Origin of the sequence: Microbacterium trichothecenolyticum, from assembly GCF_041938625.1 — a bacterium.
Lineage (GTDB): Bacteria > Actinomycetota > Actinomycetes > Actinomycetales > Microbacteriaceae > Microbacterium > Microbacterium trichothecenolyticum_D.
The window spans coordinates 2,197,705-2,210,036 of record NZ_CP169427.1 but is presented as its reverse complement, the minus strand read 5'-3'; the positions used below and the strand labels follow the sequence as shown (position 1 = coordinate 2,210,036).

10 protein-coding genes are annotated in these 12,332 nt (G+C 68.8%); 6 read left to right on the top strand and 4 right to left on the bottom strand.

Features of this window, described 5'->3' with window-relative positions:
- The first annotated feature begins 16 nt into the window (after positions 1 to 16).
- The 4 genes from ACEYYH_RS10120 to ACEYYH_RS10105 are packed head-to-tail and all read left to right on the top strand — an operon-like array spanning position 17 to position 4,572.
- Positions 17 to 1,861, top strand: a complete 1,845-nt coding sequence (locus ACEYYH_RS10120) for a peroxidase family protein (RefSeq protein ID WP_374978034.1) — start codon at positions 17 to 19, stop codon at positions 1,859 to 1,861.
- The gene (locus ACEYYH_RS10115) at positions 1,858 to 2,331 is read left to right on the top strand and encodes a nuclear transport factor 2 family protein (RefSeq protein ID WP_374978033.1); all 474 of its coding nucleotides are present in this window, start codon (positions 1,858 to 1,860) and stop codon (positions 2,329 to 2,331) included. Before ACEYYH_RS10120 ends, ACEYYH_RS10115 begins: the two co-directional genes overlap by 4 nt.
- Before the next feature lie 2 nt (positions 2,332 to 2,333).
- Entirely contained in the window at positions 2,334 to 3,677 is a 1,344-nt protein-coding gene (locus ACEYYH_RS10110; RefSeq protein WP_374978032.1) for a cytochrome P450, read from the top strand.
- Positions 3,658 to 4,572, top strand: a complete 915-nt coding sequence (locus ACEYYH_RS10105) for an alpha/beta hydrolase (protein ID WP_374978031.1) — start codon at positions 3,658 to 3,660, stop codon at positions 4,570 to 4,572. Before ACEYYH_RS10110 ends, ACEYYH_RS10105 begins: the two co-directional genes overlap by 20 nt.
- Before the next feature lie 52 nt (positions 4,573 to 4,624).
- Here ACEYYH_RS10105 and ACEYYH_RS10100 read toward each other — a convergent pair whose 3' ends face one another.
- A complete protein-coding gene (locus tag ACEYYH_RS10100; protein ID WP_374978030.1) occupies positions 4,625 to 6,085 on the bottom strand; it encodes a hypothetical protein in 1,461 nt (486 codons plus the stop codon).
- Positions 6,086 to 6,106: 21 nt separating this feature from the next.
- A complete protein-coding gene (locus ACEYYH_RS10095; protein WP_374978029.1) occupies positions 6,107 to 7,189 on the bottom strand; it encodes an alpha/beta fold hydrolase in 1,083 nt (360 codons plus the stop codon).
- Positions 7,190 to 7,496: 307 nt separating this feature from the next.
- Here ACEYYH_RS10095 and thrS point away from each other — a divergent pair, with 307 nt between their 5' ends.
- A complete protein-coding gene (gene thrS, locus ACEYYH_RS10090; RefSeq protein WP_374978028.1) occupies positions 7,497 to 9,491 on the top strand; it encodes a threonine--tRNA ligase in 1,995 nt (664 codons plus the stop codon).
- A complete protein-coding gene (locus ACEYYH_RS10085) occupies positions 9,488 to 10,072 on the top strand; it encodes an HIT domain-containing protein (RefSeq protein ID WP_374978027.1) in 585 nt (194 codons plus the stop codon). Before thrS ends, ACEYYH_RS10085 begins: the two co-directional genes overlap by 4 nt.
- A 50-nt stretch (positions 10,073 to 10,122) precedes the next feature.
- Here the strand turns inward: ACEYYH_RS10085 and pdxY are convergent, their stop codons facing one another.
- Together pdxY and ACEYYH_RS10075 are read right to left on the bottom strand one after the other, a co-directional pair.
- Positions 10,123 to 10,974, bottom strand: coding sequence for a pyridoxal kinase PdxY (gene pdxY / locus ACEYYH_RS10080; protein ID WP_374978026.1), 852 nt, complete (start codon positions 10,972 to 10,974; stop codon positions 10,123 to 10,125).
- 7 nt (positions 10,975 to 10,981) lie between these two features.
- Positions 10,982 to 12,328, bottom strand: a complete 1,347-nt coding sequence (locus ACEYYH_RS10075) for an aminotransferase class I/II-fold pyridoxal phosphate-dependent enzyme (RefSeq protein ID WP_374978025.1) — start codon at positions 12,326 to 12,328, stop codon at positions 10,982 to 10,984.
- Between the last annotated feature and the right edge of the window lie 4 nt (positions 12,329 to 12,332).

Below are 12,332 nucleotides of genomic sequence, written 5' to 3'. Positions count from 1 at the left end.
TACGAGGAGACCAACGGTGCTCAGACGCTTCTATGCACGGATCAACCGCACGAGGCCGTGGTATCGGCTTCCGTTCCTGCTCGGTCTGTTCAACCTCATAGCGCTGCGTGAGCAGCTGCGAGAGGACAACCTCGTCGACACCCGCACGCCTGGCGGCGCGAGCCGGACGCCGGGCGTGACGCCTGCCACGGCCGGCGACGAGCGCCGGCGGTTCCGCACCGCGGACGGCTCGTACAACGATCTGGGCGACCCCGACATGGGTCGCGCCGGCACACGGTTCGCGCGCAACGTGCCGCTGGCGCACGCGTGGCCAGCCGAAGGCGACGAACTGATGACGCCCAACCCACGCGAGATCAGCCGCACGCTGATGCGGCGCGAGACGTTCACTCCGGCGACGTCGATCAACCTCCTCGCCGCCGCGTGGATCCAGTTCCAGACGCACGACTGGTTCGCGCACGGCCGGGAGCCCGTCGACGTCCTCGAGATCGACATCGAAGACGGCGACGACTGGTTCGAGAAGCCCATGAGGATTCCGCGCACCAAGGTCGACAACACCCGCACCGACGCGGACCGCGACCTGCCGCCGACGTTCCTCAACAGCAACTCGCACTGGTGGGACGCGTCGTCGATCTACGGCAGCACCCCCGAGCGGCGCGAGCAGGTGCGAAGTCACGTGGACGGCAAGCTCGTACTCAAGGACGGGAACCTGCCTCTCGACCCGGCGACGGGCGTCGCGCTCACCGGCTTCAGCGAGAACTGGTGGGTGGGCCTCGGCCTGCTGCACACCCTCTTCACCCTCGAGCACAACGCGATCTGCGATCGGCTGAAGAAGGACTATCCGGGGATGACCGAGGACGAGCTCTTCGGCACCGCCCAGCTGGTCGTCTCGGCACTCCTCGCCAAGATCCACACGGTGGAATGGACGCCCGCGATCATCGCGCACCCGGTCCTCAAGGTCGCCATGCGCGCCAATTGGTGGGGACTCGCCGAGGAGAAGCTCCACCGCATGTTCGGGCGCCTGAGCAGGAGCGAGGTCATCAGCGGCATCCCGGGGTCCGCGTTCGACCACCACGGGTCGCCGTACCAGCTGACCGAGGAGTTCGCGGCGGTTTACCGTCTGCACCCACTCCTGCCCGACACGCTCGAGGTCCACTCGCTCGACGACGGCACGCTCGTGGACAGCATGGACTTCCCGGAGATCATCCTCCTCAACGCGCACCGCGTGCTCACCTCTGGCGCGAAGGTCCAAGACCTCTGGTACTCGTTCGGGGTGCAGCATCCGGGTGCCGTGCAGCTGCACAACTTCCCGCGCTGGATGCAGGACATCACCCTGCCCGACGGGCTGCGCCTCGACCTCGCAGCCCTCGACGTCATGCGCGACCGCGAGCGCGGCGTGCCGCGGTACAACGAGTTCCGGCGCCAGCTGCATCTGAAGCCCGCCGCGACGTTCGACGAGCTCACCGACAACCCGACGTGGGCCCGGGAGCTCGAGGCGATGTACGGCGACGTCGAGAAGGTGGATCTGCAGGTCGGCATGCACGCCGAGACGCCGCCGCCGGGATTCGGCTTCAGCGACACCGCCTTCCGCGTGTTCATCCTGATGGCCAGCCGGCGTCTCAAGAGCGACCGGTTCATCACCGACTGCTACACCGAGGAGTACTACACGAAGACCGGGATGCAGTGGATCGCCGACAACACGATGGCCTCGGTGCTCCTTCGCCACTACCCGCAGCTGGCGCCGTCGCTCGACGGGGTCAAGAACGCGTTCGCGCCGTGGAACGTCGTGGGCCCCGATGCCGCGCGCTCCACCACGACGGCATCGGCCGCGGCGAGCGCCGCGGGACAGGGAGGAGCATCATGACGGTCACCGAGGCGGACCGCGAAGCGCGGTTCACCCTGATCCGCACGTACTGGGACGTGCTCATGGCTGCGGACATGGTGGCGTTCCGCAGGCTCCTCGCCCCGGACGCCGTCATCCACTATCCCGGCCAGAACCACATGTCCGGCGACTACACGACCACCGACGACATCGTCGGGCTCTACACCCGGCTGACGCAGTTCATCAAGGACGGCATGTTCGTGGGGGAGGTCCTCGACATCACCGCCGGTGAGACCTTCACCACCGTCATCCTGAAATACGAGATCCGGATGCCGATCAAGACGCTCCACGGGCGCGCGACGGGGATCTTCATCCTGGACGAGAACCATCTCATCAAGGAGTACTGGCTCCACGAGTGGAACCAGCAGATGATCAACTGGGTCTTCCGCTCGTCGCGCTGGTTCGGCTGGACGATGAAGCTGCTTCCCCAGAAGCTGAAGAAGACGACCTGACGATGGCGAAGTCGACGCACAAGCAGAAGCCGCTCCCGCCCGGAAGATTCGGGCTGCCCTGGCTGGGCGAGACCCTCTCGATCCTGCGAAACAACCATGGGTTCTACCAGGACCGCATCGAGAAGTACGGACCGATCTTCAAGACGCGGCTCTTCGGCAACAGTTTCGTGGTCTTCTCCGGACACGAGGCGTTCCACACCTTCGCGATCGACGAGCGGATCGTGCGGGGCGACGCGGACCCGATCTCGGCGGAGCAGATCTTCATGAACTCGCTCGCCCTGATCGACGGCGTGGAGCACCACACCCGCAAGGCGGTCATGCTGCGGGCCGTCGGCTTCCGGTCGGCCATCGCGTCCTACCTGCCGACGATGCAGGAGCTGCTCGAGCAGACGATCGACCCGTGGCTCACCAGCGGCACGGGCGGCGACGTCCGGGCCGAGCTGCAGCGTTTCGCCGCGCGGCTCACCGGCGCCCTCTACACCGGCGACCGCAGCGAGGAGCATGCGGCCGAACTCGACCGCCACCTCGCGAACATGCGCGATGCCTTCATGACGCTGCCCGTGCCGATCCCCGGGACGAAGTACGGCAAGGCGATCGCGGGCCGCAAACGCATGGACGAGATCATCGGCGAAGCGCTCGAGAGACATCAGCAGGGCGGCTACGACGACATCGTGTCTCGCATGATCGACGCTGCCCACGACGCCGACCTGCCCGTCGACGCACTGCGCGGTGACATCCGCCACCTGATCTTCGCCGGACAGGGTGGCTACTTCGTCCCGCTCACGCTCACCACGATGATCGTCGGCCAGCACCCCGACATCATGGAGCGCGCCCGCGCGGAGGTGCTCGCCGTCTCTCCCGACGGGCCCATCACGATGGGGCAGATCGAGCGGATGGAGTACCTCGAGCAGATCTCGAAGGAGGTGCGTCGCTACTTCGCCATGAACTCGGCGACGTTCTTCGGCCGCGTCCAGGCCGATATGGAGGTGGGCGGCTACCGCATCCCCCAGGGCTGGGGGGCGATGGGCGGCATCCACATCAACATGCGCAACCCCGATGTCTTCCCCGACCCCGACCGCTTCGACCCCGACCGCTTCGAGCCGAAGCGGGAGGCCGCGCTCCCACCGGGAAGCTACGTACCGCACGGGGACGGCCAGAGCACGCACCACCGGTGCCCGGGCGAGAACATCGTGACGGTGGCCGTGAAGGTGTACCTCACGCTGCTGCTGCGCAAGGCCGAGTGGTCCATCCCCGAGCAGGACCTCACCCTCACCAACGAGCTGTTCCCGCTGCCGGCGAGCGGACTGCGCGTGGACTTCCGGCAGCATGTCCCGATCGCGCACTGAGGTCACGGACGTCACGCAGGAGCGGGGCTTCAAGAAGCTCATGCACCTGACGCGGCTGATGGTGCTCGGCGACCGCCAGCCCCTCACCCGGACTCCGGCCGACCACGGGCTGGCCTTCGAGGAGGTCGCCTTCGCGGCGACCGACGGCGTGCCGCTCGAGGGATGGTTCGTCCCGTCCGGCGCGCAGAAGGGCCCCGTGGTCGTGTTCGTGCACGGCTGGCTGTGGAACCGCACCGGAAACGCCGCGGGGCGCGTGCCGTTCACCGACCGTGATGTCGACTTCCTGCCTGCGACGAAGGCGCTCCACGACGCCGGATACCACGTGCTGCTGTTCGACCTGTCCAACCACGGCCAGAGCGGCAGGCGACCCCCGCTCACGATGGGGCGATGGGAGGCGCGCGACTTCAACGGCGCGGTGGGGTTCCTGCGAACCCGATCCGACGTCGACGCCGCCCGCATCGGCGCGCTCGGCACCTCGGCAGGCGCGAACACGGTCATGTACGCGATCCCCGACGGGCCGCCCGTCAAGGCGCTCCTGGCCGTTCAGCCGACCCGTCTGCCGGTGTTCAACCGCAACTTCGCGCGCGACGTGCTGGGTCCGCTCGGCCCGGCTGAGGCGGCCAGCACGGATCTCGTCTACGTGCTGCTGCGCGCCCCGCTGCCGAGCCGTCACGATCCCGGGGTGCCGGCACGCGCGCTCGGCGACACCGTCGTGCAGTACGTGCAGGGCACCGGCGATCCGTGGGGTGAGATGGGCGTCGTCGAGGAGTTCTCGTCGGTCACGCCCCACTCGCTCGGGGTCGTCCGCTACCCGTCGACGGGACGCTACGAGGGGTACCAGTACGTGAGCAACGAGGTCGACGACGTCGTCGGCTTCTTCACGGCGCACCTCTGACGAGCGGGAGCGGGCGGCCGCAGCATCCGTTCGCGGCCACCCGATCACCGGGTCAGGGGTGCCAGAGCCCGTCGTGGGCGGCCTGGCGCGTGTACTGGCGCGGGTCGAAGAAGCGGTCGTAGTACTCGAGCTCGAGGTGGGAGAACTGCAGCCACATGCCCGGCGTATAGAACGCGTCCACGTGGGCGGGGAACCGGCCGTAGGTGTCCCAGATGTAGTTGCAGATCTCCTTGGTGTACGCGATCTCCTCGGGGCCGAATCGCGTGCCCTTCTCGAGGAAGGCGCGCGCGTCGTCGGAGTTGCGGTAGGGGCTCGAGAAGACCTTCTCGTTGCCGTAGGCCGGTCCGGTGGCGCTGTACTTGGACTCCACCACCCGGTCCACTGCTTCGTCCATCGACGACACATACGGGGGAGTGAGGCCCTCGAGGATCCCGTCGATCCCGACGGGGTTCGGCTGCGACGCGGGCACCGGCGGCCACTTGTGGTGCTTCTTCGGCTCCTGGAGCCGGAAGCCGAGCCCGTGCCAGCCCTTCGCGTCATCCTGCTGCCAGATGTACGGCGGGAACACCGACCCGTGGATCCAGCCCCCGAGACCCATCGCCTGGCCGAGGAGCATCAGGTTCTGGAAGTAGAAGAACGCCTCGTAATCGGTGCGCAGCGTGTTGCCGAAGCCGAGGGGCGCCTGGCTCGCCTTGTTGAGGTAGCCGCTGCGCACGCGGTCGAGCCCGCCGATCGGGTGGTACGGGATCTTCGGCCCGATCCCGAGGCCGCTGCCGATCTTGGCGATCCACTCGACGGCGTTCTTCGGGTGGAACGTGCGCCAGTCGTCCAGGAAGAGCGGTCGCATGCCGCCCGGCTCGGTGAGGAGGATGAGGATCGCGTTGATGTACTGCCACGTGCAGTCGACGACGGGGAAGAAGACCGTCGTGCCCGGGGTGTTGGAGGCCTGGTTGTTCCATCCGAGGTAGTAGGGCCACTCTCGCGGGAAGTCGAGGCGACGGTCGGACACCCGCACGAGGCATTCGTCGGCGGCGCCGATCCAGTCGGCCTCCGTCCAGTCGCCCCACTTCGGCGGGAGGTCCTTCAGCAGCTCGAGCGCGCGCTCGCCGCGGGGGCTGCGCAGCAGGAAGATGCCGTCGTCGTTGATCATGAAGAAGTGCGTGGCCTGCGCGTTGTCGGCGCTGCTGCCGGTGCGGGCCATGATGTTGAGGAACGGCGTGCCGAGCTCGTTGAGCCCGTTGTTCTCGACGAGCGGCCCGTCGTGGGTCGTGATGCCGGTGATCCCCGTCACGCACGTGATGAGGATCGCCTCCTCGAGCTTGCTCAGCGGCGCGGGTGCGTTGTGGCTCTCGTGGCTGAGCGGGCCGGCGTTCACCGAGAAGCCCCGGGGGATGCGCCTCGTGCGCCGTTCGGTGAGCGCCGACAGGAACGGGTACGCCGCGAGATCGGCGAGGGCCGGGTGCACGGCAGTCGCCGTGGCGTCGGTGGCCGGGGACGGGTCGATCGATGTCATGGCGCTCTCCTCGTTCTCGTATCAGTTGTGCCGGTCGAGCCGGGCGGTGATCACGGGATAGACGTCGCGCGCGGCATCCTTCCCGATGAAGCAGTCCATGTGGGCGTACCCGGGGATGACGTCCCGCGTGTAGTACTCGTCGCCGTTGCGTCGGCGGAGCACGTCGTAGGTGATCTCGCTGCCCTCGGGGACGAACAGGCGGTTGTCGGCCCCGTGCAGGAAGGCGATCGGCAGCGCCAGTCCCGACACGTCGTCGAGGTAGTCGTGCTCGCCGTCGGCGCTCACGGCATGGTCCTCCCGGAGGATCTTGGTGATGTGACGCAGCGTCGTCATGTTCGCGACGCCGAACGCCTCCTCGAGATGGTCGTGCGTCGCCTCGTTCAGCTGCGCATGGTCGTACACCTCGCCGTACATGAACATCACCCGGCGGCAGAAGGGGCGGTCGCAGGGCTCGTCCCCGGCGGGGTAGAGCGCGAGCGCCTTGTCGTACAGCGTCTCGCCCCACGAGGGATCGTCGTCGAACTCGGTGGTGAGGGTGTCGAAGCCCAGTGCCTGCAGGATGTTCCCGGCGTAGATGCCGGCGCGCAGCTCGTTGAGCGTGCCGCCGCGCGGGTGGAGGGTCACCTGCGAGGCCACCGCCGACCGCACACCCGGGAGGCCGAGCCCGAGCGCCATCAGCATCGTGAGCGACCCGACGCAGTGCGCCACGATCTGCACCGACTCCGCTCCCGACAGCTCGCGCACCTTCGCGACCGCGGCCGGGTAGTCGTATCGGGCGATGTCGTCGAGGGTGAACTGCGTGCCGCCGGACGGCAGAGCCGGGCTCGCGCGGTAGTCGAGCACCCACACGTCGTAGCCGTGCTCGTAGAGGTACTCGGGGAAGTTCGTGTCGGTCGTGTCGATCGTGTAGGCGAACGCCGACGTGCCGAACCCGGGTGTCAGGATGACCGGCCCCTTGGTCCCGCCCTCGAACCGCGTGAGCCTCAGCGTCACCCCGTCTTCGGTGGGGAACTCATGGATCGTCGGCTCGCCGCAGCGCAGTGGCCGTCGAACGCGTTCCTCCGAGTCATCCATCGCCGTCGAAGCGGTCTGGTGCTCGCTCATCTCGACCCCCCAGCGTCAGCCGTACGGAGAGCGTCGCGGCGAGGCGGGACGGGCCCACGGGCGACGACGGAGTCAGCATATTGCCCGGCATGCGCTCTCGTCACGAACTTCAGGAGCCGCATCGGGCACCCCTGATACCCGGCGTCCGAGAACCACTGGCTAGACTCGTCGCGTGGAACTCGTCTGGTCGACCGCCGCAACGGCAGTGCAGGCCGACACGCGAACGCTCGGCGCCTGAGCGGGCGGGGCGCGTCGTGCGCCCGAAGCTGAGTAGCCTTGAATCCGAGCCATTCCCAGGAGAGTTTCCGTGACTGACGCTGTGCCCTATCCCGCCGACGGCTTCGCCCTGTTCCCCGACCGCTCCGTGGTCGCGCTTCGCGTCAACGGCGAGCTGAAAGATCTCGCGACGGTGGTGGAGGAGACGGATGCTGTGGAGCCCGTCACCATCGACAGCCCCGACGGTCTGGCGATCCTGCGTCACTCCACGGCGCACGTCCTGGCCCAGGCCGTCCAGCGCATCAACCCGCAGGCCAACCTCGGCATCGGTCCGCCCATCACCGACGGCTTCTATTACGACTTCGGCGTGGAGCAGCCCTTCACCCCCGAGGACCTCAAGGCCATCGACAAGGAGATGGCGCGCATCATCCGTGAGGGCCAGCGCTTCGTCCGCCGCGTCGTGAGCGACGAGGAGGCGCGCGTCGAGCTCGTCGACGAGCCGTTCAAGCTCGAGCTCATCGGCCTGAAGGGCGGCGGAGCGGAGAAGACCGAGGGCGCCTCGGTCGAGGTCGGCGCCGGCGAGCTCACGATCTACGACAACGTCGACCGCGACGGCCAGACGGTCTGGAAGGACCTCTGCCGCGGGCCGCACCTTCCGAACACCCGCATGATCGGCAACGGCTGGGCGCTGCAGCGCATCGCCGGTGCCTACTGGCGCGGCAGCGAGAAGAACCCGCAGCTCCAGCGCATCTACGGGACCGCATGGCCGACCAAAGACGAGCTGCGCGCCTACCAGACCCGCCTCGAGGAGGCCGCCAAGCGCGACCATCGCAAGCTCGGCAAGGACCTCGACCTGTTCTCCTTCCCCGACGAGATCGGCTCGGGCCTGTCGGTGTGGCACCCGCGCGGCGGCATCGTCCGCGGCGAGATGGAGCAGCACGCGCGTCGCCGCCACATCGCGGGCGGCTACACCTACGTGTACACGCCGCACATCTCGAAGGAGGACCTGTTCCTCACCTCGAACCACCTCGTCACGTACAAGGAGGGCATGTTCCCGCCCATCGTGATGGACGAGGAGCGCGACGAGCACGGCGAGATCGTCAAGCACGGCCAGGACTACTACCTGAAGCCGATGAACTGCCCGATGCACATCCTGATCTACAAGGAGCGCGCGCGCAGCTACCGCGACCTGCCGATGCGGATCGCCGAGAACGGCACGGTGTACCGCAACGAGCTCTCGGGCGCACTGCACGGCCTCACCCGCGTGCGCGGCTTCACGCAGGACGACTCGCACCTCTTCGTCACGCCCGAGCAGCTGGAGGAAGAGGCGACCCGCGTCCTCGAGTTCGTCATCTCGATGCTGCGCGACTTCGGCCTCGACGACTTCGAGCTCGAGCTGTCGATGCGCGACGACGAGAAGGACAAGTGGATCGGCTCGGACGAGTTCTGGGACTACTCCACCAACGCCCTGCGCAACGTCGCGGTCGCGAGCGGCCTGAAGCTCACCGAGGTGCCCGGCGAGGCCGCGTTCTACGGCCCGAAGATCGACCTCAAGACCCGTGACGCGATCGGCCGCACCTGGCAGCTGTCGACCGTCCAGGTCGACCCGAACCTTCCCGAGCGCTTCGAGCTCGAGTACACGGACCGCGACGGCCAGAAGAAGCGGCCGATCATGATCCACCGCGCGCTGTTCGGCTCGATCGAGCGCTTCTTCGCGATCCTGCTCGAGCACTACGCGGGCGCGTTCCCGGTGTGGCTGTCGCCCGTCCAGGTGGTCGGGATCCCGGTCGCCGAGGACTTCGCGGACTACCTCGGCGAGGTCATCGACCAGCTGAAGGCCGAGGGCGTGCGGGCCGAGCTCGACCACTCCGACGACCGCATGCAGAAGAAGATCCGCACGCACACCACGCAGAAGGTCCCGCTGCAGCTCATCGCGGGCGCGCAGGACCAGGCCGCCGGTACCGTGTCGTTCCGCTTCCGCGACGGCTCGCAGGAGAACGGCGTGCCGATCGCCGACGCGGTGCGGCGGGTCCGCAACGCGATCGGCTCGCACGCGCTGGTCAACACGGCGGAGGACTTCTCTTGACTCCCGTCGACGAGGCCGGGTCGGGCACTCCGGAGACGGATGCTGCAGACCCGGCGCTCGTCGACGCGGCGACGCTGGCGGGGGTCCCCGACGAGTTCCAGCGTCTCTGGACGCCGCACCGCATGGCGTACATCCAGGCCGGACCCGAGGTGCTGCGCAAGGAGTGCCCGTTCTGCGAGGCGCCGCGCAAGTCCGACGAGGACGGCCTCATCGTCTTCCGCGGCCGAACCGCGTATGCGCTGCTGAACCTCTTCCCGTACAACTCCGGACACCTGCTCGTGTGCCCGTACCGCCACATCGCGACCTACGACCAGGCGACCGACGAAGAGGTCTCCGAGATCGGGCTGCTCACCCAGCAGGGCATGCGGGTGCTCCGCCAGGTCTCGCGCTGCGACGGCTTCAACATCGGCATGAACCAGGGTCATGTCGCCGGCGCGGGCGTCGACGAGCACCTGCACCAGCACATCGTGCCGCGGTGGGGTTCCGACGCGAACTTCTTTCCGATCATCGCGAAGACGAAGGCTCTGCCGCAGCTGCTCGGCGACGTGCGCCGCGCGATCTCCGACGCCTGGCGCGCATGACCTGAGGGAGACGGACGCTGCGGCCCGCAGCATCCGTCTTCTTTCATCCGTCAGCGCACCTGGGTGACCTCGAACTGCAGGCGCGGGTTCGCGTAGGCGTCCTGCGACTCGACGAGCTGCAGCTCGCGCTCACCCGAGGAGTGGGTGCGCTCGAGGAGGTCGTAGACGCTCGACGTCGTGCGGGCGAGCGCGTCGGCGGCATCGCCCGTGCGGCGGTAGTGCGCCGTGAAGAGCGCCGCCGTGACGTCGCCCGAGCCGTTGGCCTTCATCGGGATGTGCGGGGTCTGAACGATCCACGCGCCGTCGTCGGTGACCGCGAGCATCTCGATCGTGCCCTCGGCGCGATCGGGGCGCTCGACGCTCGTCACGAGCACGGTGCTCGGACCCATGGCGCGGGCGGCGTCGGCCGACGCGAGCGTCGAGTCGAGGTCCGACGGGTCGGTCTCGGTGAGGAAGCCCAGCTCGAACTGGTTGGGCGTGATGATGTCGGCGGCGGGCACCACGCGGTCGCGCAGCAGCACCGGGATCGCGGGGGCCACGAAGCAGCCCGACTTCGCGTTGCCCATCACGGGGTCGCACGCGTAGATCGCGGCGGAGTTGGCCTGCTTGACACGCGCGACCGTGTCGAGGATGACGTCCGCGATGCCGTCACCGCCCTGATAGCCCGAGAGCACCACGTCGATCTGCGGGAAGACACCCCGGTCCTCGATGCCGGCGACGACGTCGCGGACGTCGTCGGGGCTGATCATCGGGCCGCGCCACGCGCCGTAGCCGGTGTGGTTCGAGAAGTTCACGGTGTACACCGGCATGACCTCGACGCCGATGCGCTGCAGCGGGAAGACGGCGGCGGAGTTGCCGACGTGGCCGTAGGCGACCGCGGACTGGATCGAGAGGATCTTCACCGCTCGATCATGCCACTTCGCGCGCGACGAGCCGTCCACCGGCCGCAGCCACGGCCGCCGCCACATCGACCGCGAGCCGTTCGGCGTCGGCGTCGTCGAGGTCGTGAACCGTGAGGCGCAGGCGGCGCGAGGGCCCGCCGTCGCCGAGGACGAAGTCGTCGCCCGCGCGCGCCAGCCAGCCGCGCCGCATGAGCTGCTCCGACACCGCTCTCGCGGGGACCGGGAGCGGAATCCACAGGTTCAGCCCGTCCCCGGCGTCCGCCGGCACGCCCTGGGCGGTCAGCCGCTCGATGAAGGCGGCGTTGCGCGCAGCATAGTGCGCACCGGCGCGTTCGATCGCGGCCATGGTCGCGGCATCCGTCACCAGTGCCAGGGTGAGCCGCTGCAGCAGGTGGCTCACCCAGGTGGTGCCGGGGGTGAGGCGCATCGCGAGCCGCTCGGCCGTCTCGGGGTCGGATGCCGTGACCGCGAGGCACATGTCGGGTCCGAGGAACTTCGACACCGACCGCACGAGCGCCCAGCGGCGATGCGCGGGGGCGATGAGGGAGTGGAACGGCCGCCGCGAGAGGAGCGAGAAGTGGTCGTCCTCGATGACGAGCACGTACGGGTGATCGCTGAGCACCGCCCGAAGCTCTCCGGCGCGGCGCGCGGACAGGCTCGCTCCGGTCGGGTTCTGGGCGCGGGGCGTGTGGACGACCGCGCGGACCCCCTGGTCGAGGGCGGCACGCAGTCCTTCGACCGTCATGCCCTCGTCGTCGACCGGCACGGGCACAGGGCGGTAGCCGCCGATCCGCACCGTGTGGATGCTGGTGAGGAAGCAGGGGTCCTCGAGCGCGACGGCGTCGTCGCGCGTGAGCGCCTGAGCGAGCAGCCGCTCGACGGCATCCGCGGCGCCACTCGTGATCGTGAGGCGCATGTCCGCGTCGGCAGGAGCGAGCCCGTCGCGCATCCACTCGTGCGCCCAGCGCTCGAGGCCGGGATCGATCACCGGTTCGCCGTAGAGGACGGGCCGCCCGGCGATCGCCGCGAGCGCGCCGGAGAGGTCGGGGATCAGCTCGGGGTCGGGGTTGCCGGTGCCGACGTCGCGCAGCACGCTGCCGGCCGCGAAGCCCTCCTGGGCGACGGGGGAGAGGTCGGCGACGCGCGTGCCGCCCCGGCCCCGCGTGACGATCACGCCCGCCTGCGTGAGCTGGCGATACGCGGCGACCACGGTGTTGCGGTTCACGCCGAGATCGTCGGCGAGGGAGCGCACGGGCGGCAGGATGTCGCCGGGATGCAGATCGCCGCGCTCGATGCGCGCCCGCAGACTGTCGGCGATCTCGGAGGCGGATCGGCCGCTGATGTCGAGATCCATGCCC